The organism is Cupriavidus sp. UYPR2.512, assembly GCF_000379565.1.
Lineage (GTDB): Bacteria > Pseudomonadota > Gammaproteobacteria > Burkholderiales > Burkholderiaceae > Cupriavidus.
This window is the reverse complement of record NZ_KB903155.1, coordinates 24,927-46,652: the sequence shown is the minus strand read 5'-3', so window position 1 is coordinate 46,652 and position 21,726 is coordinate 24,927. Positions and strand designations below refer to the sequence as shown.

General features: G+C 64.3%; 17 protein-coding genes and 2 pseudogenes. 11 read left to right on the top strand and 8 right to left on the bottom strand.

Features of this window, described 5'->3' with window-relative positions; all coding sequences use genetic code 11:
* A pseudogene (locus A3A5_RS43620) lies at window positions 1-103 on the top strand (IS5/IS1182 family transposase); the annotation flags it as partial.
* An 8-nt stretch (window positions 104-111) separates the two neighbouring features.
* On the opposite strand, the gene A3A5_RS42225 reads toward A3A5_RS43620, so the two are convergent.
* The 3 genes from A3A5_RS42225 to A3A5_RS39410 form a co-directional block, all read right to left on the bottom strand.
* Window positions 112-477, bottom strand: coding sequence for a LysR family transcriptional regulator (locus tag A3A5_RS42225; protein WP_157637305.1), 366 nt, complete (start codon window positions 475-477; stop codon window positions 112-114).
* Window positions 443-1,465 (bottom strand): thioredoxin-disulfide reductase, encoded by a 1,023-nt coding sequence (gene trxB, locus A3A5_RS39415; RefSeq protein WP_018313532.1) that lies wholly within the window; start codon window positions 1,463-1,465, stop codon window positions 443-445. The genes A3A5_RS42225 and trxB overlap by 35 nt, the downstream gene beginning before the upstream one ends.
* An 85-nt stretch (window positions 1,466-1,550) precedes the next feature.
* Complete coding sequence (locus A3A5_RS39410; RefSeq protein WP_018313531.1) at window positions 1,551-2,321, bottom strand: glutaredoxin domain-containing protein; 771 nt, start codon at window positions 2,319-2,321, stop codon at window positions 1,551-1,553.
* A gap of 150 nt (window positions 2,322-2,471) precedes the next feature.
* Between A3A5_RS39410 and A3A5_RS39405 the strand changes: the two are divergent.
* Window positions 2,472-3,182, top strand: a pseudogene (locus A3A5_RS39405) (transposase); the annotation flags it as partial.
* 937 nt (window positions 3,183-4,119) lie between these two features.
* Here the strand turns inward: A3A5_RS39405 and A3A5_RS42220 are convergent.
* From A3A5_RS42220 to A3A5_RS0126670, 3 genes are all read right to left on the bottom strand, one after another.
* A complete protein-coding gene (locus A3A5_RS42220) occupies window positions 4,120-4,341 on the bottom strand; it encodes a DUF2188 domain-containing protein (protein WP_081623998.1) in 222 nt (73 codons plus the stop codon).
* A gap of 566 nt (window positions 4,342-4,907) precedes the next feature.
* The gene (locus A3A5_RS0126675) at window positions 4,908-5,750 is read right to left on the bottom strand and encodes a universal stress protein (RefSeq protein WP_018313529.1); all 843 of its coding nucleotides are present in this window, start codon (window positions 5,748-5,750) and stop codon (window positions 4,908-4,910) included.
* A gap of 32 nt (window positions 5,751-5,782) precedes the next feature.
* The gene (locus A3A5_RS0126670) at window positions 5,783-6,619 is read right to left on the bottom strand and encodes a universal stress protein (RefSeq protein WP_018313528.1); all 837 of its coding nucleotides are present in this window, start codon (window positions 6,617-6,619) and stop codon (window positions 5,783-5,785) included.
* A gap of 303 nt (window positions 6,620-6,922) precedes the next feature.
* Here A3A5_RS0126670 and A3A5_RS0126665 point away from each other — a divergent pair, with 303 nt between their 5' ends.
* From A3A5_RS0126665 to A3A5_RS0126655, 3 genes are read left to right on the top strand one after another with little or no spacing between them, the layout of a single operon-like run.
* Window positions 6,923-7,378 carry a universal stress protein gene (locus A3A5_RS0126665; RefSeq protein WP_010809284.1) on the top strand — a complete coding sequence of 152 codons (456 nt, stop codon included), beginning with the start codon at window positions 6,923-6,925 and terminating at the stop codon, window positions 7,376-7,378.
* A 40-nt stretch (window positions 7,379-7,418) separates the two neighbouring features.
* Window positions 7,419-8,432 (top strand): zinc-dependent alcohol dehydrogenase family protein, encoded by a 1,014-nt coding sequence (locus A3A5_RS0126660; protein ID WP_018313527.1) that lies wholly within the window; start codon window positions 7,419-7,421, stop codon window positions 8,430-8,432.
* A 19-nt stretch (window positions 8,433-8,451) separates the two neighbouring features.
* Window positions 8,452-9,774, top strand: a complete 1,323-nt coding sequence (locus A3A5_RS0126655; protein ID WP_018313526.1) for a phosphoribosyltransferase family protein — start codon at window positions 8,452-8,454, stop codon at window positions 9,772-9,774.
* A gap of 93 nt (window positions 9,775-9,867) precedes the next feature.
* Here the strand turns inward: A3A5_RS0126655 and A3A5_RS0126650 are convergent, their stop codons facing one another.
* Together A3A5_RS0126650 and A3A5_RS0126645 are read right to left on the bottom strand one after the other, a co-directional pair.
* Window positions 9,868-10,845 (bottom strand): tripartite tricarboxylate transporter substrate binding protein, encoded by a 978-nt coding sequence (locus A3A5_RS0126650; RefSeq protein ID WP_018313525.1) that lies wholly within the window; start codon window positions 10,843-10,845, stop codon window positions 9,868-9,870.
* Window positions 10,846-10,966: 121 nt separating this feature from the next.
* Window positions 10,967-12,214, bottom strand: a complete 1,248-nt coding sequence (locus A3A5_RS0126645) for a CaiB/BaiF CoA-transferase family protein (protein ID WP_018313524.1) — start codon at window positions 12,212-12,214, stop codon at window positions 10,967-10,969.
* Window positions 12,215-13,108: 894 nt separating this feature from the next.
* Here A3A5_RS0126645 and A3A5_RS0126640 point away from each other — a divergent pair.
* From A3A5_RS0126640 to bcsB, 6 genes are all read left to right on the top strand, one after another.
* Window positions 13,109-14,551 carry a sialidase family protein gene (locus A3A5_RS0126640; RefSeq protein ID WP_026201168.1) on the top strand — a complete coding sequence of 481 codons (1,443 nt, stop codon included), beginning with the start codon at window positions 13,109-13,111 and terminating at the stop codon, window positions 14,549-14,551.
* A 553-nt stretch (window positions 14,552-15,104) separates the two neighbouring features.
* Window positions 15,105-15,626 (top strand): cellulose biosynthesis protein BcsD, encoded by a 522-nt coding sequence (bcsD, locus tag A3A5_RS0126635; protein ID WP_232431471.1) that lies wholly within the window; start codon window positions 15,105-15,107, stop codon window positions 15,624-15,626.
* A 68-nt stretch (window positions 15,627-15,694) separates the two neighbouring features.
* Window positions 15,695-16,306 carry a cellulose biosynthesis protein BcsP gene (gene bcsP, locus A3A5_RS0126630; RefSeq protein WP_018313521.1) on the top strand — a complete coding sequence of 204 codons (612 nt, stop codon included), beginning with the start codon at window positions 15,695-15,697 and terminating at the stop codon, window positions 16,304-16,306.
* Window positions 16,303-17,076 (top strand): cellulose biosynthesis protein BcsQ, encoded by a 774-nt coding sequence (gene bcsQ, locus A3A5_RS0126625; RefSeq protein WP_018313520.1) that lies wholly within the window; start codon window positions 16,303-16,305, stop codon window positions 17,074-17,076. The genes bcsP and bcsQ overlap by 4 nt, the downstream gene beginning before the upstream one ends.
* A 14-nt stretch (window positions 17,077-17,090) precedes the next feature.
* Window positions 17,091-19,268, top strand: a complete 2,178-nt coding sequence (gene bcsA / locus A3A5_RS0126620; protein ID WP_369797821.1) for a UDP-forming cellulose synthase catalytic subunit — start codon at window positions 17,091-17,093, stop codon at window positions 19,266-19,268.
* An 86-nt stretch (window positions 19,269-19,354) separates the two neighbouring features.
* On the top strand, window positions 19,355-21,676 hold the full coding sequence (gene bcsB / locus A3A5_RS0126615; RefSeq protein WP_026201167.1) for a cellulose biosynthesis cyclic di-GMP-binding regulatory protein BcsB: 2,322 nt from the start codon (window positions 19,355-19,357) through the stop codon (window positions 21,674-21,676).
* Window positions 21,677-21,726 lie beyond the last annotated feature (50 nt).

Sequence of the window (21,726 nt, the reverse complement as noted above, 5' to 3'; positions counted from 1 at the left end):
GGCACGCGAAATCGGGTCGCAGGCCACCGAAGTGGCTATCCGTGCGGGCGTGCTCAACCGCATGGTCGCGCTCGCTCGCCCGCAATCCGTCCGTATCGCCTGAGTTCAGCNTCACCGAGGAGCCCCTGTTTTCAATCTCGATTTATGCAACAACGCCATTGCAATGCCAAGTAGCTCTGCCATGGCGGACGGTAAGCCAAGGCAAACTGTGCCGCATGGTTCGGCACTAGCGTTGGCCACGTCCTCTTGCGCGATCTCCGCCTGACGTTGAATCAGCCGGGCGTGGCGATACAGAAGGCGCCCGGGATCCGTCAGCGTTACACCTGTGGAGCGACGCAGGAACAGTTGGTTGTGGAGTTCGCTCTCCAGTGCTGCGATTTGGGTGCTGATTGCCGATTGGGCAACGTGCAATTGGTCGCTAGCCTTGGATATGCTTCCTAAATCAGCAACTTTCAGAAAGTACTTCAGTTGTCGCATGTCCATCGTCGTCTGCCTTTCCAGCCGCCGGGCCGTTTGCATATTCCTCGAGGTAGCGATGAGCATCGAGGGCAGCCATGCAGCCTGTCGCGGCGCTAGTAATAGCTTGACGATACACCTGATCCTGAACGTCGCCCGCAGCGAACACCCCCGGGATGCTTGTCATGGTCGCGTAGCCATTGAGGCCTGACCTCGTGATGATGTAGCCATTGTCCATCTCCAACTTGCCAGCGAAGATGCCGGTATTCGGGGAATGACCGATGGCAATGAAACAGCCCTTAACGGATACCTCTTCAGTCTTACCATCGGCAAGTTGGCTGAGGCGCACCGCGGAGACTCCGTGCTCGCTCCCTAGTACTTCATCAAGGACGGCTCCCAACTTCAAGGAAACGACACCCTCTCGCACTTTGTCCATCAGGCGACCAACTAGAATCGGCTCGGCCCTGAGCTTGTCCTTCCGATGGACGAGAGTGACCCGACTGGCAATGCTCGATAGCAGCAGTGCTTCCTCGACTGCGGTGTTTCCCCCACCGATCACGCAGACGTCCTCACCTTGGTAGAAAAATCCGTCACATGTGGCGCATCCGGAAACGCCGCGCCCCATGAAGTCCTTTTCCGATGGCAAGCCGAGCCACTTAGCAGATGCGCCAGTCGCGATAATGAGCGTGTCACATGTGTAGGTTCCACCTTCGCCGTGAAGCGTGAATGGTCTTTCCTCGAGCGACACTGCGCGGACGTGATCCTCCACAATCATCGTTTCGAACCGTGCAGCGTGATCGCGCAACCGCTGCATGAGCTCGGGACCTTGTACGCCGTTTACCTCGCCTGGCCAATTCTCCACGTCCGTCGTCGTGGTCAACTGCCCGCCAGGCTCACGCCCGGCGATGAGCATCGGTTTGAGATTCGCTCGCGCCGCATATAGGGCGGCGGTGTATCCGGCAGGCCCCGATCCGACGATGGCGACCTTGGCATGTTTGATAGCGGTCATGCTGCAATCCTGATGACAATCGATTCGATCCGCTCTTACTCGAAGCGGCCGGGATTTAATGGTTCGCTTTGTGAGGTTAAGCGGATTATTCCCAGAGACCTTGCGGCATTGGCAGGCCTTCGTAGTCCTCCTCAGAAAGGGTCACTGGCAATTTAATCCCCTTTTCAGTGAGCAAGGCAATCAATTGGCGCGTATGCTGGGCCGAGTGCCACGTGGAGCGTTCCAGGAATTGGTGCAGTGGATGTTCGCCGTAGAACATTTTCAGCACCTGGGTGCAGGACTTATCGTCAAGCTTTGCCCACCATGCTTCCACCCTTGCCTTGAGTTCAGTGCCCTCTCGAAGGATGTCGTCGATGCTACTGATGCGGTCCGGTGCGTCAACGTTGGCAACAATTGTCCAGTCTTCGAGCCCCTCCAGTACCGTTTGGAGAAATGCATCTACGACCTGGAAGATGTGATAGCTGAGGTCGCGGTAGGTGCGCGGTCGTCCCGGAAATACGGGGCTGTTGAACAATTCATCCGGCATCTGCGGTGTGATGGCGAGCGCCACGGTTAGTACCTTCATCCACTTCTTTACCAAGACGTCGGGTGGCAGCCGGTCCATGACAGCATCGAGTCGGTCAACGAAGCGTGCCACGTCCTCGATAGACTGCGCGTAGACGTATTGGTCCCCTTTCGAGACCACTGGAACCGACCTCGCGCCGAGCCGGCGCAATTCATTTCGACCATCGGTATCCGACAGCACGTTGACCGATTTGAACGGGATTTCGAGGCGAGTCAAAAACTCCTTGACGCGCACACAGCTCGAGCAGCCGGGTTGCCAGAAAACGCTGTACGGGTGGGTGGCACTGTCCATTTGTACTTCCTCTCGCTTTGAATGGGTTGGTAGAAGTATCGTAGCCATGCGTCCGTACACTCGGAAACATGGTTTCCCGATGCCACCATCTGAAAAGCAGATGGCGGCTTAGGGTCGCCCAAACCAGCCTTTTCCATAACGACGTGCAAAATATGCCGCATAGCACATATTCTGAGCTTGGTCGAACATCACAACGAGAAGTGGTCGCTGCCAGCAGGTGTGCGCGTCGTCGTAAGCTACGAGGCCGGCCAGGACGGGTTTTGGATCTCTCGGGCGCTTCAGGCGGGCGGCATCGAGTGCTACGTCATCAATCCGGCCAGCATTCCGGTTGAACGCCACAAGCGGCGCGCGAAGACCGACCGGCTCGATGTCATCAAGCTGGTGATCAACCTGCGCGCATGGCTACGCGGCGAGCGCGACCGCATGCACGTGGTGCACGTGCCATCATCGCAGGACGAAGCGTCGCGGCACCTGATGCGCGATCGCGGGCAACTGCAGAAGGAAGTGCTGCAGCACCGCGACCGCATGCGCAAACTGCTGGCCACGTTCGGTTGCTGGGATGAAGTGGATCACAGGCACTTCGCCGGCCGGCTCGCCCGTGACGAGGTGAAGTGTCACGACGGCGCGCCGTTGCCGNCCGAAATGCGCGAGCGGCTGCTGCGCGAGTGCGAACGGCTGGCGCTGGCGCAGCAGCAACTCGCGGCGCTGGAGAAGACGCGGCAGGCAAGCCTGCCCGCACCCGCGCGCCAGCGACGCGATGACCTAGCGCGCCTGAAGGGGATTGGCGAAGTGGGCGCGTCGCGCCTCGCGCTCGAATTGTTCTGGAGGGAGTTCAGCAATCGGCGCCAGGTGGGTGCCTGTCATCCCCAGGGACATGCCCCATCTAGATAAATCGGTTGCCCTCAGCAACCCAGGACGTGCACGGGCATGTTCAACTCAGACCGTTTGGGCTTGCGTAGTCGGCTGACCAACCGATTCCGGCGTAATGCGCATGCAGGATGAGGCCGGCCAAGCGCCGGCGGATAGCAGGTGGTCGGACGTCACGTCTGACGCGCGCACAAACGGCTTCAGACCATGCTGCATGCAGAAAAGTTGGATCGGCCGGCCGCCCCCCGGTTTGGGTCAAAGGAACTTGACAAACCACTGCTCATAGAAGGACGTGCTCCCATCGGGAATAAATCTGTGGAAGAGCAGCGTAGCCGACTTCGAACAATCGCAGCCACCTCCAAACGCAACGGGGACCCTTACACCGCCGCTCGCTCCATTGTTCAACTCTCCCTGCTTATCGCCGGGCAAAAGGAAGTCTCACAGGAGAAGAGCGAACTGGCCTCTTCGAGGCCTACCACTACCTTTATAAGGAGAGAATTAGCGGTCTATTTCGACGATGCCGACTGGCATCGAAGCACATATGTCTCATTTACCTTGGAAGCCGCCATTAAGCGGGGCGGGATCGCGGCTCGATCGCGCGCACGACAATCACCGCGCAGGCAGGCAGCCGCCTAACCCCTTGTATGCCGGCTTTCCGGCCCTCTGGCGAGCCGGAACGAAGTTCGCCTGTGGGTCTGGTCGATTGCGGAAGTTCCGCGGCGCAAGAGGGCCAACGGATCACCGGCCCACGACGGACTTCCGAGTTCGGCCAGAAGCGGTCATCTGGCTTGGCGCGTCAGATCGGACCAACAGGATGCCACTCGAGTCACAGCGCGCCTTCAAAGGAGGCTTGCCACGTCTCTGAAGGGTGCGGTGATCTCCATCATCCGCACGTCGATGTGTTAACGTGCGCAAGCAGCTCCGTTCATGGTTAGTCGGTTTGCGGCAAGTCGTGAGCGTAGCTGTCCCATGAGCCTATCCGTTCGCCCCGTCGGTGTATCAAGAGTTCAGCGTGTTCCCGCTTCGCCTTGGCCGTGGCGGCGGCAACCGCTTGGCGCTGGCCTGGATAGTGGCTAATAGGCTCCCGCTTTCCTTCAACGAATAAAGCCCAGCCAACTCGGTCGTGGAATACATGAATATTTGGTGCTGACATGGTGTCATCCTCCTGTGTGGCCTCTTTTATTTGTATACCCGAAGATCGACAACAGGCATTCATCACTGATGAAATCTGTGTGGCAGGATACGCAGAAGTCAACAGTTGCCGCGCGCCTGTTTGGGCTGGCCTACCTCCGATGCCACGATTCAGCGTGCATTCAAAAAGGGCCAAGGCCCAGATTCACAAGCGCGCCAGCGTTCATCGCCTGCGCCGCCTAGCCGTGGATGACCGCTTTAATACACGAAGCCGTCTTAATCAGATTCGGCCTGGGAACGGCAGCTTTGGACATGAAACTGCCGATTTTCCATGAGCGGATCCGTTTTCAAACTGGAGCTGGAGTACGGTACCCAAGATGGGTTCTGATTGCTCACGCGCGCTCACTGCCCTGTTATCCGACGCGTCCCAAAGCCCCCTGAGGACATAACCTGCCCGCGCCGAACCGGAATTTCCCCTATCGCCGCCGCGCCTATCTGCCGGAGCACACGGCGGAGTTTATGGGGAAGGAGAATATGGGGGCATGATGCCGGGGCGGCACGTGGCTTGAGGTACCAGGAGGGTTCGCCTCAGTGCGACATGAAGACTGGCAAGCCTGACTGGCGCAGCAGGGCGCGGGTGGTGCCACCCAGCACAAGCTCACTCAGCCGGGAGCGGCCATAGCCGCCGGCGACCAGCAGGCCGGCCTGAACCTTGGCCGCAAGTTGTGGCAGCACGTGGTCGGGATCGCCCTCTCCGAGCAGCAGATTGGCGTGGATGCCATGGCTGAGCAGCCATGCTGTCAGCCGATCCGCGCTGTCACGATAGGCCTCTTTCTCACCGGCAGCGCTATGCTTGCCAGCGCTGACCACCAGGACGGTAACGGCGCTGGCATGCACAAGCCACGGCAGTGCGTCTGCTACCGCACGCGCAGCCTCCCGGCCGCCGTTCCATGCGATGGCGACATGGCCACCAAGTCGCGGGCCGGCCGCGCCCGGCACCAGCAGGATGGGCCGGCCTGCATTGAGCATCGCGTACTCCGCGACCCCAGCCAGCAGAGCCGGCACATCGGCCTGCGCCGAGGGCGCTGCGGGCAGGATGAGATCGGCAAAGCGGCCCTCGTCGGCAAGCGCCCAGCCAGCCTCGGCGTCGACCACGATGTGTCGGGTGGGAATGGCCGGCGACACTTGCCTGGTCAGCGTGTCGAGTGCGTTCTTGTGAGCGGCAGCCAGTTTGTGCACATGGCTCGCGGCAAGCACAGCGTATTGCCCCGCTTCTTCGCCCGCTCCACGAAACGGCTCCAGGTGCGTTCCTGTTGCCGTCAGTCCGACCACGCTGCCGCCGAACTTTGCGGCAAGCCGTGCTGCCGTTTCAATGCGCGCGGACCGTGCAGCATCTTCGCTGAGGTCGACAAGGATGGTTCTGAAGTCCATGACGTGATTCCACTCTTTGGTTTGACTTGACATTATCGTGAAAACAGCACCGGTGCCGTCATCGAGTCAAGCAGCGTATGCGTGACACCGCCCAGCACCAGTTCCCGCATGCGGCCGTGTCCGTAGGCACCCATCACGATCAGGTCGGCATTGAAATCCGCCGCGCGCGAAAGGATGAGTTCGCCGATGGTCAGGTCCACCCCACCGGGACCGTGTTCGATTTCCACGGCGACGCCGTGGCGCTCCAGCACGCGCGCGGCGTGGCCGACCGGGGTGGCGTCGGCTCTTGCCTCCTTGGCTGCAGTCTGTGCGCAAAGAATGCGCGCCTGTGCGCCGGCCATCAGCGGCACGGCATCGTGAAGCGCCCGCGCCGCCTCGCGGCTGCCATTCCACGCCACGATAACGCGCGTACCCAGCGTTGGAAACGTGCCCGTGCACGGCACGACGAGCGTCGGTCGGCCGGTCTCCAGCAGCAGCGATTCCAGCAGCTGCCGGGCCACCGGACCTTCGGTATTGCCGGGATCGTACTGGCCGGCAACGACCAGGCCTGCCTCGCGGGCCTCGCGCAGCACTGATGCCACGGCCCCCAGCTCCGCAGCGCGCCACTCCGCGCGCACTGGCATGGCCTGGGTTGCAGCCAGAAACTGCGCCCGGACGTCCTCCCTGACCTGCTTGCGCCGGGCCAGATCGTCCGCAACATATTGCTGCGCGCCGTCCATGAGGTAGAACCAGGCAGGATCGGGAATGAAACCGGCGTACATGCCGATCAGCCGGCACTGGCTGGCCGCCGCAATGCGCCCCGCCACTTCGAGCCGCTGCCGTGCCTGCGGATTGCTGTCCAGATGAACCAGGATGCTGTCGTAAGCCATGATCGCCCTCTCGCTCGACTACACACCAGTCTAGGCAGCTAGGCTGACCGGCGCTTGACCCGGATCAACGGGCCAGGCCTGCGGCGACAGGGCTCACTTATCGCCCTGATGTGCGTTGGAGGCTACTGCGAGCAATGGGCGGAGCCGTCAAGCCATTCGGTCATCACTTCTGTTTGCGGTCAATTACTCGCCACGCCTGCCCCTTCGGGTTGACGTAAATCAAGCGCGTATCGAGGCCGGCGCCTACGCTGAATGCAGCGAATCGCAACATCGAGTGCACCCTTGCCCTTCAGGAGATCCATCATGTACCAGCGCATCCTGCTCGCCGTCGATGGCAGCCGTTCTTCCGACCTGGCACTGAGCCAGGCCATCATCATCGCCAAGGCAACCGGGGCCGAGGTCAAGGCGTTGTTCGTGGTCGACGACAGCGACGTGTTTTTCGAGGCCAGTTACTTCAACCCCAAGGAACTGGTCGACAACATCACCGCGCACGGGCGCAAGGCACTGGATGCCGCCTCGGCCAGGCTCAGCGAAGCAGGCGTGCGCAATTCGGTAAAACTGGATGAAAAGCCGGTGGCGCCCGGCCGGATCTCGTTGACCATTGTCACCGAGGCCGATGCGTGGAATGCTGACCTGATCGTGCTTGGCACCCACGGCCGCCGCGGCGTCCGGCGCCTGCTGATGGGCAGCGTGTCGGAAGGCGTGCTTGCCAAGACCAGCAAGCCCGTACTCCTGGTCCGCAGCGAGGTCGAAGGTTAGGCGCGCCACGGCGCCACAGGCGGCGAAGGAGTGCCACGCCATGCGCCACCAAACCATGCGTGCGATGATCTTCGAGGGCGCAGGCCGGCCGCTGCGCCTTCACAACTTGCCGGTTCCCGACCCAGGGGCCGGCGAACTTCGCATCGCCGTGGGAGCTTGCGGGGTGTGCCGGACCGACCTGCATATCGCCGATGGCGACCTGCGCCATCCTAAGCCGATGCTCATTCCGGGGCATGAAATCGTCGGACAGGTGGATTCGTGCGGCGCCGGTGTCACCGCCTTCAAGCCGGGAGACCGCGTGGGTGTGCCCTGGCTCGGACATACCTGCGGCCGTTGTCGCTACTGCCTGCGTCATCACGAGAATCTTTGCGACGCACCGATATTCACTGGCTATACCCGCGACGGCGGCTATGCGGAGTACGTTGTTGCAGACAGCTGCTATTGCTTCCGGATTCCGCCCGGCTACGATGACGAACACGCCGCACCACTACTCTGCGCCGGCCTGATCGGCTACCGGACGCTGCGCATGGCGGGTGTAGCCAGCCATGCACGCCGCATCGGCATCTATGGCTTCGGCGCCGCCGCCCACCTGGTGACGCAGATCGCGGTGGCACAAGGCCGCGAAGTCTACGCCTTCACCCGTGCGGGCGACGCAGGCGCGCAGCAACTCGCATACCAATCCGGCGCGTGCTGGGCCGGCTCGAGCGAGCTCCAGTCTCCCGTGCCGCTGGACGCCGCGCTGATTTTCGCCCCGGTGGGCGCGCTGGTTCCCAAAGCGCTGCGCGCCGTGGACAAGGGCGGCATCGTGGTCTGTGGCGGAATTCATATGAGCGATATACCAAGCATGCCTTACCAGTTGCTTTGGGAAGAAAGGCGCCTCTGTTCCGTAGCCAACCTCACGCGTGCCGACGGCATCGCGCTGATGGATATCGCCGCCCGGACCCCTCTGCATACGCATACCACCGCGTATCCGTTGGAGCAGGCCAACGAAGCACTGGCCGACCTGCGCGAGGGCCGGCTTACCGGCGCCGCCGTCCTGAAACTCCGTCAATAGATCCTTGGCAGATATATCGATGAGCCGTTACCAGACACGTTTTCAGGCGCGTGAGCATGCGGGGTCGGAACTGGCCTGGGCATTGCGCGCGTATCGGGGAACCAGTGCCCTGGTCCTGGCGATTCCGCGCGGCGGCGTGCCGGTCGGTCGCGTTGTTGCCGACGCACTGTGCGCTGACTTCGACCTGGTGATGGCGCGCAGGATCGCTCCTGGCGTAGCACTGGACGACTCTGGCGCGACATGGTGCACGGACGCTATGAACGCAAATGGCGGCACCAGCGGCCAGCGTGATGCCCAGTTCGACCAGCTTCGCAGGCAGCGCGCCGTGTATACGCCGGTTCGCAAGCTAGCGGATCCGGGCGGTCGCGTGGTGATCGTCGTGGATGACGGCCTGGTGAGCGGCGCAACGATGTATGCGGCCCTCGCAAGCCTGCGCAAGCGGCACCCTGCCCGGCTCATATGCGCGCTCCCGATCGCTACCCCAGCCGGGCTGGACCGGGTCCGCGCGCTGGCCGACGAAGTCATCTGCCTGGATACGCCGGACCGCATCGAAAACCTCGCGCACTTTTATCATGAGTTCCAGTTGGTCAGCGACGACCGCGTCCGGCAGTTGACAGGAATACCGCCAGCGCAACCGCAGACCCGCGCCCGGCCAAGTGCGGTGGCGGGCATGCCGTCGTTGAGCAAGGCGATGCTGATTCCGTATCAGACTACCCGGCTCCGGGCCATGCTCGAATCGGCGCCGAACCCGATCGGCGTCGCGGTAATGGTGCATGCCGGTGGCGCGCAACGCCGCGCAGCCCGCAGCCATTACCTGGGACGCAAGCTACGCGCGAAGGGATTCGCCACCTTGCTCGTAGACCTGCAGCCTGACAGCCGCGTCGACGACGCACCGGAATCGGACGTCGATGAGCTGGTGGCAAGATTGGACCAGACCTTGAGCTTCCTGCGTACTGGGTCGCCCTGCGCAAGCTTGCCTGTGGGCTTGCTCAGTACCGGCACCGCCGCGGCGGCAGCCCTGCGCTCGGCCGCGTGCAGCGCGACGCAACTCAGCGCTGTAGCCTGTGTTGCGGGGCGGCTGGATCTCGCGGGCAGTGCAGCCCTGCAGCAGCTCGAAGTCCCTGCCTTGCTGATATGTGCCAGCGGCAATCCAAAAGACATTCAGATCAACAATCTTGCATTCGAACAGATGCATTGTCCGCGGCAACTGAGGCTCATCCCGACCAGCGGCCGCGGATTTGATGACCCCAGGGCCCTGGAAGACATCGCGGCACTCACGATCGGCTGGTTCGAGCGGCACCTTGCGCCCCCGTCTTGTCCCGGCCTGGGTTACGGCGGATGACAATACCTGGCGGGTTACGCTGGGCTGCGCCCCAACCCGCCCTCGCCGACTGACACCGGGCTCGCCATTGCAGAGTGCCCGGCTTGCAGACGCTTACTCGACCGCGATGCCTTTGTCGCGGATCACCTTGCCCCACTTGGCATAGTCCTGCTGGATGCGCTGGCCCATCTGCGCCGGCGCCTGGAAGTTGGCAATGGCACCGGCCTTCAGCAGCTTGTCCTGGACATCCTTGTCAGCCAGGATCTTGCCGACCTCGCCAGCGACGCGGTCCACCACCTCTTTGGGCGTTCCCGGCGGCGCCAGCAGGCCGCCCCAGGAAACGGCGTCGTAGCCCTTGAAGCCTTGCTCGGCAATGGTCTTGACGTCGGGCAGCATGCTCACGCGCTGCGGCGAGCCGACCGCGATGGCACGCAGCTTGCCCGCCTGGATGTGCGGCAGCGCGGCGACAAGGTCGGCGTACATAATCGGGACCTGGCCACCGAGGGTGTCGCTGATCGCGGGCACGCCGCCCTTGTAGGGCACGTGCTGCATCTCGAAGCCGCCCATCTGCTTGAGCAGTTCCATGCTCAGGTGGCCGAAGCTGCCCGCGCCGGAGCTGGTGTAGTTGAGCTTGCCCGGCTGTGCCTTGGCCTGTGCGATCAGCTTGGGCAGGTCCGTCACGTTGGGCAGCAACGTCGGGTTGACTACCACCACGATCGGCAGGTCATAGACGGTGGCCACCGGCGTGAAGTCCCTGGTCGTGTCGTAGCCCGCCTTCTTGTACAGGTGCGGCGCCAGCAGCGTGGGCGTGGCCAGCATCATCAGCGTGTAGCCGTCGGGCGCGCTCTTGGCCACCTGGGCGGCAGCGATGGAACCCGATGCACCGGCGCGGTTCTCCACCACCACCGGTTGCTTGAGGCGCTCGGCCAGCTTCTGGCCGACGATGCGCGACGCCGTATCCGTGGGCCCGCCCGGCGGGAACGGCACCACGAGCTTGATCGGCTTGCTCGGCCAGGATTGCGCGAAGGCGCTGCCGACCAGCAGCGGCACCGCGGCCAGCGCCAGGATGGCACGGCGCCGGGAGTGGACCATACGGGTGAAATTTCGAGTACGCACGATTGTTGTTCCAGTTGAATCAGTGCAAGGGAACCCAAGCCCCCCTTGCCGGGCAGGGCTGCGCGGACGTCCATGAGCATCCGCGCGGCGCGAATGCTCAGGCCTTCTGTGGTGCCTCGGGCAGCGTCAGTACGCCGCGGGCCTGCAGTGCCTGCAGCTGGTCATCGCTCATCTGCAGCAGGCTTTGCAGTACCGCCCGCGTGCCCTCGCCCAGCGTCGGCGGCGCGTTGCGGATCGGCAGGCGCTGGCCATCCAGGCGGTAAGGGGGCGCGAACACGTGCGTGCTGCCTGCCACGGGATGAGGCATCTCGCGCAGCAGGCCGCCCTCGCGGGTCCGCTCACTGGTCAATGCCTCGTGCAGTCCCGCCACCTTGCCGCAGGGAATACCGCAGGCCGTCATGCGCTCCAGCAGCAGGTCGCGCGCAAAACCGCGGATCAGGCCCGTGATCAGCGGGGTCAAGGTCTCGCGGTTCCTGGCGCGCTCCACATTGGTGGCATAGCGCGGGTCCTCGACGATGTCAGGACGCTCGATGACCTGGCGGCAGAACTTGTCGAACTGGCTGTTGTTGCCCACGGCGATGATCAGCGGGCCATCGGCGGACTCGAACATGCCATAGGGCACGATGGACGGATGGGCATTGCCATAGCGTGCGGGGTCGCGCCCGAGCAGCATGGCGTCCAGGCCGTAATAGCCGGTAACCATCAGCCCGCAGTCGTACAGTGCCATCTCGATCAGCTGGCCCTTGCCCTTGCGCTCGCGGCGGAACAAGGCCGCCAGCACCGCCTGCGCGGCATACATGCCGGTCATCAGGTCCACCACGGCCACGCCGAACTTCAGCGGCGGCGTGTCGGCTTCGCCGTTGAGCGCCATAAGCCCGGCCTCTCCCTGGATCACCAGGTCGTAGCCGGGACGCTTGGCCTCGGGGCCGCTGCTGTTGTAGCCGGAAACCGCGCAGTAGATCAGCTCGGGCTTGATGGCCTTGAGCTGTTCGTAGCCGAGGCCCAGCTTCTCGGCCCCGCCGGTCTTGAAATTGTGGATGACCACGTCGAACTGCGGCAGCAGATCGTAGACAATCTGCACGCCTTCCTTGCTCTGCAGATCCAGCGTGATGGACCGCTTGTTGCGGTTCATGCTGTTGTAGTAGGTGGTCTCGGTCTTGCCGATGCGCATGCCCCAGTCGCGCGTGTCGTCGCCGCGGCCGGGGTGTTCCACCTTGACCACCTCTGCGCCGAAATCGGCCAGGACCTGGCCACACAGGGGTCCCGCAAACACACGCGACAGGTCGAGTACACGCACGCCCTCAAGCGGGAAGTCGATGCCTTGGGGTTGGTCAGGCGTCTGCATTGTTTGTCTCCATGGGCTGTTTCGAGGCACGAGCCGTCTGTGAATAATCGTAGCTTATGTCGGGCTGGCGTCACGCGATGCCGGCAGGGCTGCCGCAGCCCAGCACCCTGGCTGCGGCGTGCCGGAATCGCGAATGTCGGTACCGGCGATGAAGACTGCAGTGCATCGCCGACGACGGTGCGACAGAAGGAAGCGGAAGCTTCCTCGGACGTGGGCTGGTCCCCATCGCGGTCAGCCTAACATTCTTGCTTGGATAACACCGCTATACAATCTCGATTCAAATTGACAAAATGTTCAATAAAATTTGACAGCGAATCGGGCCGGTGAGGTGCTCTCTATCGGCGAACCTGACTCGAAGTTGTGCTTACTTGAGCAAGAAGGCGGTTCTGATTGCACCGCCCCTCTCCTCCGCAGGTCAGGGCTGGCTCTTTGGGGCCGACGCAGGGTGGCTACGCGTGGCCGCTGCCGAAGCGCCTTGGGCGCTGCACGGCCATATTACGGTCAACGTCGCCGTGAGTTGCGCTCTTGTCCTTTTTGACGCTCTCGCCGGAGGCACCGCTGGCTGTTCGAGCGGCAAACACAAGCCATGAGGCACGCTTTGCTTCGAACCGCACAGTGCAGCGCAAGCCGCTGCGACCGGCATAACCCAGCGTCGCCCCCCAGGGACAGCGCCGCGGCGGCAAACTGCATTGCATGAACGCCGGGCCGCGCGGGCGGCACCTGCTCCATCCCATGCCATCGCCCGGCCCCAGCCGAAACATGGATCAGGAAAGCACCGCTTGTAAGCCGGAGGTTAAGAAGCGAGGTCTCATACAGAATTAACAATTCGTCATCTTGCCAACGAGACAAGTTGCCTAAGCTGAGGCGAGCCGTCTGCAATTGGAGGAGGTCCTCATGCCTTGCAATAACAAGCTTATCCCGTTGCTAGCCGGAACCGCGCTCTGCGCAGCCTTGACGGTCAGCCCACCCACCCAGGCGGCCACGCTGGTTTCCGGCCCCAGCCCATTTGCCGGATGCACCGTTGGCGGCGGCACCGGCATAAATTATTTGAATGCAGAGGTCGAACCTTATCTGGCCATCAATCCCGCCAACCCCACCAATTTCATTGGCGTGTGGCAGCAGGACCGCTGGTCGGATGGCGGCGCACGTGGTCTGGTTGCCGGTTCCTCCTTCGATGGCGGCAAGACCTGGACGCAGACGGTCCTGCCGTTCAGTGCCTGCGCCGGCGGGCTCGGTTACGAGCGCGCCTCCGACCCGTGGGTGTCGATCGGGCCCGACGGCACCGCCTATGCGATCTCGATTTCGTTCAACCGCTCCAATAACAGCAATGCGGTCGGCGCCGCGGTCTCGCGCGATGGCGGCAAGAGTTGGCAAAACCTAAGTGCCATCATTGCGGATAACGAACCCTCTTCGCAGTTCTTCAACGACAAGGAATCGGTGACGGCCAATCCGGTCACCCCTGGCGTTGCCTACGCCGTATGGGACCGTCTCGAGCAGCCGAATGCCAATCCGTATGCCAATTTGCACACGGCCGCCTTCCGCGGACCCGCGCTGTTCTCCAAGACTGTCGACGGCGGCCTGACCTGGAGCCCGCCGAAAGTGATCGTGAACACCCCATCGCGGCAGCAGACTATTGGAAACCAGATCGTGGTCAACTCGCAGAACGGCACGCTCTACAACTTCTTCAACCTCATCAGGCCGCCCTTCAATATCACCGCGTCCAAGCTCGCGTTCGTCATGTCGACCGACGATGGCGCCAGCTGGACCAAGCCTGATGTCATCGCCGACATGCGCACGGTGGGGGTGACGGATCCCAATACCGGCGAAGCAGTGCGCACCGGGGACATCATTCCCGAGCCCGCCATCGACCCGGCAACCGGGCAACTCTATGTGGTGTGGCAGGATTCGCGCTTCAATGGCGGGCTGTACGATGAGATCGCCATGTCGACATCACGCGACGGCGGCCAGACCTGGAGCACTCCGATTCGCGTCAATACGCCTACCGGACGTCCCGCATTCACGCCGTCCGTGCGAGTCAATTCTGCCGGGATCGTTGCTGTGACCTACTACGATTTCCGCAGCCTGGCCACCGGCAACACCACCACGCTGCCGACGGACTACTGGCTCACCACCTCGGGCAACGGGGGCCTTTCGTTCGGCGGCGAAGTGCATCTGGCCGGTCCCTTCGATATGAAGACGGCACCCGCGGCATCGGGCTTCTTTGTCGGCGACTATGAAGGGTTGGCGACAATGGGAAATGCCTTTGTGCCCTTCTTTGTCCAGGCGAACTCAGGCAATACGGCGAATCGCACAGATGTGTTCGTGGTTGCTCCGTAACAGTAAGCTGCATCATCGCTGCCTGCCTCACCTGGCCGACGCCAGGTGAGGAGGAGGCGTGGTTGCAAGGATGGCTAGAAAGCCGGCGCTGTCAACTTGCTGGTAGTGGGCCGAATCTGAGGCAGGTTGGTACCACTGCATAGAAATCAGGGGCGCGAAGTACCGCTCCCCATTTCTTCGAAGTACTCGCGCCCCTTCACGATGCACTGCTGCTTAGCATCTTTAGATTTTTTGAACGCCCTTCTTCGGTCTTATTTCCCGTCAATCAATTGAAAGCTGTGCTTGCGCCTGCTGGCGGCTCCGGTTCACGCTGTTCCCCTGATTGCCATCATCGCGTCAACGTCAATGACGCAAAAGTCGCGCTGAACCATTGCGCATGCTTCTCGCGGATATCGGGGCGACAAAGGACCCGGTGGCGAATCAGGATTCCCACATGTTCGCAAATTGCGTTTCCCCGCTTTAGCAGGGGGAGGCTTCCCACCGCGGATGGAAGCTGTCAGGCTCGCCGATTGGGGTCCGCGCAATGCGGATTTGCGGACGCCGGAGCCGCCAATTGGGCTTGCGCGCCTTAGCACGGGCGCGGCTGCGCCAGGTATTTATGAGACAGGATTTTTTAGGGATGAATCAAGCGATCTTGCAATATCTGACCGAGCGCCACTGTTCCTCGCAATGGCGTGACGTGCTGACGGCTTTGGCCGAGGAACTCTCGGGGGTGATGGACCCGCCCAGCCTGCGCGCCCTCATGTGGCGCGTTGGCGTGCGGTTTGCCCAGCGGTTTGATCCGGGCAACTGTGCCACGCTGGCCGAACTCGAGCGGGCGCTTGCGCAGATCTGGCTGGACGTGGACTGGGGATGGGCCAGCATCGAGGATGCTGGCGGCGCGCTGGTGATCCGGCATTACTGCGCGCCGCTGCAGGCGGCGCTTGGCGAGTCATCCGGCAGCTGGTCGCCGGCATTCCTGGAAGGGGCCTACCAGCACTGGTTTCGCATGCTGGGTTCGTCCGACACCCTGAAGGTCAGCCAAAGTACGCCGATCGATGCTGCCGGGTGCCTGGAATTCCGGTTTGGCCGTTGAGGCGACGCGGGCCCGCCCTGCCTGGCCGGCCTCCCCAGCAACAGCACTCCTCTCCGTGAGTCAGAACCATGAGCCAGTTAGACGACCTGTCCCAGCTGTTCCAGCGCTTTGGCGGCAAGCCGGAAGCCTATAAAGAGATCGTGCGCGAGGACGCCGCGGCGCAAGCGCGCGAGCGTTGGCCGCTGCTGTCGGCGGTGCGGGCGGACGGCGCCGGCCTCGTGCCGCCGGTGCATCCCACTGGACAGCCTGCGGGGGCACCCGTTGCGCCCGTAGCGTCGCCGGCCATGACGGCCGCGGTAAGGCCGATGGCAATCCCGGTCGAGGCGCCCGCGATGGCGCCGCGCTTTCGCACGCCCGAAGGCATGCCGCCGGCGCCGCAGGCGCTGGCCCAGGCTGTCCCGGCGGTGCCGCCCGCTTCAGGTCCCTCATCTGGCCACGCATCCGGTCTCACTCCTGCTGCCGAGCCTGCAGCATCCTCCTGCCCCGCCGCCATCTGGACGCCCACACCCGAGCCCGCCGAGCCGGAGCGGGCAAGCCCGGTCCAGCCTACCCAGCCGGTCGCGGCCGGCACCCAACTGTCGCGCGTATTCGCGCGGCTCGAAGGCCGCCCGCAGCCGGCTCCGGCCAGCGAGCGGGTGCCCGCCCGCCGTTCCTTCCTCGATCGGCTGAATCGCTCGTGAAAATCATTGCAGTCGTCTCGGCCAAGGGCGGTGTGGGCAAGACCACGCTGTCGGCCAACCTCGCCGAAGCCCTGGCCATGGCCGGCGAGCATGTCCTCGCGGTCGATCTTGACCCGCAGAATGCATTGCGCCTGCATTTCGGCATGCCGCCGCACGAGGTGTCGGGCCACGCGCGCGCCACGCTGGCAGGCGAGGCCTGGCAGCAGAGCATGTACCGCGGCCGCTCGCGCGTGGTGCTGATGCCGTTCGGCTCGCTCAACGAAGGGGACCGCTCCGCCTTCGAGGCCCATCTGGTCACTCATCCTGGCTGGCTGCGCACGCAGCTCGGCACGCTGGGCCTGGGGCGCGACGACGTGGTGGTCATCGATACGCCGCCGGGCCCTTCGCCCTATATGCGGCAGGCGCTGTCGTGCGCGCAGCTTTGCGTGATGGTCTCGCTGCCGGACGCCGCCTCGTACGCCACCATGCCCCTGATGGAAGACCTGATCCGCACCTATTGCGAAGGGCGTCCCGATTACCTTGGCCACGTGCTGGTCATCAACCAGGTGGACGTGAGCCGCCAGCTCGGCAAGGACGTGGTGCAAGTGCTGCGCGCCCAGCTCGGCGAGCGCGTGCTGGGGGTGATCCACCAGGACCAGGCCGTGGCCGAGGCGCTTGCCTACGACCGCAGCGTGCTCGAGTACAACCCCCATAGCCAGGCCACGCACGACCTGCAGCGCTGCGCCGCGTGGCTGCGCCGCGCCATGGCGGCCCATGGAGAAGCCGCGTGAAGCCAGACCAGTCCATGCGCTCCCCCAACGCGTTGTCGGCGGCCTTGCAGCGGTTCGGCAATGGCTTCGTGGAACTGCCGCTGTGGAGCAGCAGGCCGGTACGCACCCTGGCGCTGGTGCTGGCGCTGTGCATGTTTGCGCTGGTGGTCACGGTGCCGCTGGAATTCTGGCAGCAGGTCGGCTTTGTCACGGCCTGCATCGTGCTGGCCTTGTGGCTGAACCGGGTCAAGGGTCATCTCGCCACCCTGATGATGGTGGTGCTGTCGGTTGCGGTGTCCAGCCGCTATATGTACTGGCGGCTGACGGAGACGATCGGCCTGGGCAACTGGGTCGACGCGGCGTTCGGCATCGGCCTGGTGCTGGCCGAGCTGTATGCCTTCGTGGTTCTCCTGCTCGGCTACTTCCAGACGGCCTGGCCGCTGAAGCGCCGCCCGGTGCCGATGCCCGCCGACAGCGCCACCTGGCCCACCGTCGACATCTTCATCCCCACCTACAACGAGCCGCTGTCGGTGGTGAAGCCCACGGTGTTCGCCGCCATGTCGATGGACTGGCCGCGCGACAAGATCAACGTCTACGTGCTCGACGATGGCCGCCGCGAGGAGTTCCGCGCATTCTGCGAGAAGGTGGGCGTCACCCACGTGACGCGCAACCACAACCGCCACGCCAAGGCCGGCAACATCAACGAGGCGCTCAAGAACACCCACGGCGAGTACGTGGCGATCTTCGACTGCGACCACATTCCCACGCGCTCCTTCCTGCAGATCTGCATGGGCTGGTTCATCAAGGACCACAAGCTGGCCATGCTGCAGACGCCGCACTATTTCTTCTCGCCCGATCCGTTCGAGAAGAACCTGCGCACTTTCCAGGACGTGCCCAACGAGGGCGAGCTGTTCTACGGCCTGGTGCAGGACGGCAACGACCTGTGGGACGCCACCTTCTTCTGCGGCTCGTGCGCCATCATCCGCCGCGAGCCGCTGCTCGAAGTGGGCGGCATTGCGGTGGAGACCGTGACCGAGGACGCCCATACCGCGCTCAAGCTGCACCGCAAGGGCTATGGCACGGCCTACCTGGCGATTCCGCAGGCGGCGGGGCTGGCCACCGAAAGCCTGTCCGGCCACGTGGGCCAGCGCATCCGCTGGGCGCGCGGCATGGCGCAGATCTGCCGGGTGGACAACCCGCTGCTCGGCCCGGGCCTGTCGCTGCCGCAGCGGCTGTGCTACCTCAACGCCATGCTGCACTTCTTCTACGGGCTGCCGCGGCTGGTGTTCCTGACCGCACCGCTGGCCTACCTGCTGTTCGGCGCACACGTGATCCAGGCCTCGGCGCTGACCATCTCCATCTTTGCGCTGCCGCACATGCTGCACGCGAACATGACCAACTCGCGCATCCAGGGCAAGTTCCGCCATTCCTTCTGGAACGAGGTCTACGAATCAGTGCTGGCCTGGTACATCATGCGCCCGGTGCTGGTCGCCTTTGTCAACCCGGCGGCCGGCAAGTTCAACGTGACGCCAAAGGGCGGCGTGATCGAGGAAGCGTACTTCGACTGGGTCATCTCGCGCCCCTACCTGGTGCTGCTGCTGTTCAACCTGCTGGGCGTGGTGGTGGGCCTGCTGCGGCTGTTCCTGTGGCACCAGGAGGCCACCACGGTGGTGCTCAACCTGACCTGGACCTTCTACAACCTCATCATCCTGGGCGCGTCCATTGCCGCGGCCAGCGAGACGCGCCAGATCCGCGAGGCGCACCGCGTGGCGATGAAGGTGCCGGCCACATTGCACTTCGGCGACGGCCGCGCCGTGGTCTGCGAAACCATGGACTTTGCCGAAGGCGGCATCGGCATCCGGCTGCCGCATGGCGTCGAGGCCCGGGTGGGCGAGCCAGTGCGGATCTCGCTGTACCTGCAACACGACGAGCACATGTTTCCCGCCAGGGTGGTGTTCCAGGGCGAGTCGCACACCGGACTGGTGCTGGAGGAAATGAGCCCGCGCGAGGAGATGGCCTTTATCCAGTGCACCTTCGCCCGCGCCGACGCCTGGATCGATTCGTGGGGCCGCAAGCGCCCGGACGCGCCCGGCATGGCGGCCGGCCAGATCCTGCGCATCGGCCTGCTCGGCTTCCATAACGTGATGTTCCACCTGAGCCGCGAGATGCGCCGGCTGCTGCGCCGGCCCGAGCCCGGCGCTTCCGCCAATTGACCAGCCAGAGCCGTTCACGCGCAGCCTCCCGTCGGGCGGCGGCGCGCCAAGCACCACACGCAACGGACCACTGGCACAAGAAGAGAATGCGTTTGAACCATACACCGCGCCTGCCCGCACTCACCCGCATGGGCACCCTGTTCGCACTCGCCATGCTGGCGGTGCACCCCGCCGGCGCACAGCGCCCCGCTCAGCCGGATATCTTGCGCGACACGGTTGCCGCGCAGGCGGCTGCCGGTCCCGCACCCGCCGCGCCGCGCAGCGGCAGCCGCACCGTGCAAATCCCGCTCAAGCAGCTCGGCGCCGACGCCCCGTTCCAGTTGCGCGGGGTGGACGCCATCAACGGCGTGCCGTTTTCGATCCGGGCCGACGAAGTGGTTACCGCGGCCAGGCTCAAGCTGCGCTATACATACTCGCCCGCGCTGATCCCGTCGCTCTCGCACATCAACGTCATGGTCAACGGCGAGGTCGCTGCCACCGTGCCGGTGCCCAGGGAAACCGCGGGCACCAGCCTGGAGCGCGACCTCACCATCGAGCCGCGCCTGATCACCGAGTTCAACCGGCTCAACCTGCAGCTGATCGGCCACTACACCACTGAGTGCGAGGACCCCTTCCACTCCAGCCTGTGGGCCACCGTGGGCAACAGCAGCGTGCTGGAGCTGACGCTCGCGCCGGTGGCCCTGGCCAATGAACTCTCGCTGCTGCCGCTGCCATTCTTCGACCGCCGCGACGTGGGCCGCCTCAGGCTGCCCTTCGTGTTCGCGGGCCAGCCCTCGGCCGCCACGCTGGAAGCCGCCGGTGCGGTGTCGTCGTGGTTCGGCGCGCTGGCCGGCTACCGCGGGGCGTCGTTTGCCGCCTCCCTCGACCAGGTGCCCGCCGGCGGCAACGCGGTGGTGTTTGTCACCAACGACGAAAAGCCGGCCGGCGTGGCGGTGCCGGCCATCAACGGCCCGGCGCTCGCGGTGGTGCCGAATCCCGGCAATGCTAACGCCAAGTTGCTGCTGGTGATGGGCCGCGACAGCGCCGAGCTCAAGACCGCCGCGCGCGCACTCACGCTGGGCGCGCGCGCTCTCTCCGGCCAGAGCGCCACCATCAACAAGCTCGACGAGGGCGCGCCACGCGTGCCCTACGACGCGCCCAACTGGATCCGCAGCGACCGCCCGGTGCGCTTCGGCGAACTCGTCGAGGTGCGCGACCTCAACGTCTCCGGCTACAACCCCGACCTGGTGCGCGTGAACTTCCGCCTGCCGCCGGACTTGTTCGGCTGGCGCAGCAAGGGTATCCCGATCGACCTGAAGTACCGCTACACGCCGCGCCCCGTGGTGGACAAGTCCACGCTCAACATCAACGTCAACCAGCAGTTCCTGCGCGCCTACGCCCTGCGTTCGGTCAAGAACCCGGACGGCCGCGCCAGCCAGCTGCTGGCCAGGGTGTTGCCGGACGGGTCGGTGCCGGTGGATGAGCGCATCGAGCTGCCACTGTTCATGCTGCCCGCGCAGTCGCAGCTGCAGTTCCATTTCTACTACGACTATCTCAAACAGGGCGCCTGCAAGGACGTGCTGATCGACAACGTCAAGGGCGCTATCGATCCCGACTCCACCATCGACGTCTCTGGCCTGCCGCACTTTATCGCGCTGCCGGACCTGGCGGTGTTCGGCAACAGTGGCTTCCCCTTCACGCGCCTGGCCGACCTTGCCGAGACCGCGGTGATCCTTCCGGACAAGCCCGGCGCCGAGGACTACTCCGCCTATCTCACGCTGATGGGCCGCATGGGCGAATCCACCGGCTACCCGGCCACCGGCGTGGCGGTGGCCGGCGCGGCCCAGGTCGGGAAGATGGCCGCGCGCGACCTGCTGGTGATCGGCACCACGCAGAACCAGCCGCTGTTCAGCCAGTGGGCCGAGCGCATGCCGGTCTCGCTGGCGGGCAATGAAAAACACTTTGCGCTAACCGACATCGTCTCCACCGTGATGGGCTGGTGGAACGGCGCCGACGGCACGCGCAACCGTCCCGTGGAGACGCGCCTGTCGCTCACCAGCGCCAGCACGGACGCCGTGCTCAGCGGCTTCGAGTCGCCGCTGGCGTCCGGGCGCAGCGTGGTGGCGCTGGCCAGCAATGCGCCCCAGGGCCTGCAGGCGATGACCGAGGTGCTGCTCGATCCCGAGCAGGTGAAGCGCGTGCAAGGCAGCCTGGCGCTGGTACACAGCAAGGAGGTCGAAAGCCTGGCGGCGCAGCAGAACTACCATGTGGGCAAGCTGCCGCCGTGGACCTATGCGCAGTGGTGGCTGTCACGGCGGTCGCTGACCATGGTGCCGATGATCGGCGGCGCCGCGCTGCTGCTGGCGGCCTTGCTGTTCGTCTCGTTGCGCGCGCGCGCCAACCGGCGCAAGCGGGGAGAACCCACGTGAACATCAACCAGCCGCGCCGCCGCTGGCTGGCGCGCCTGCCGGGGCTTGGC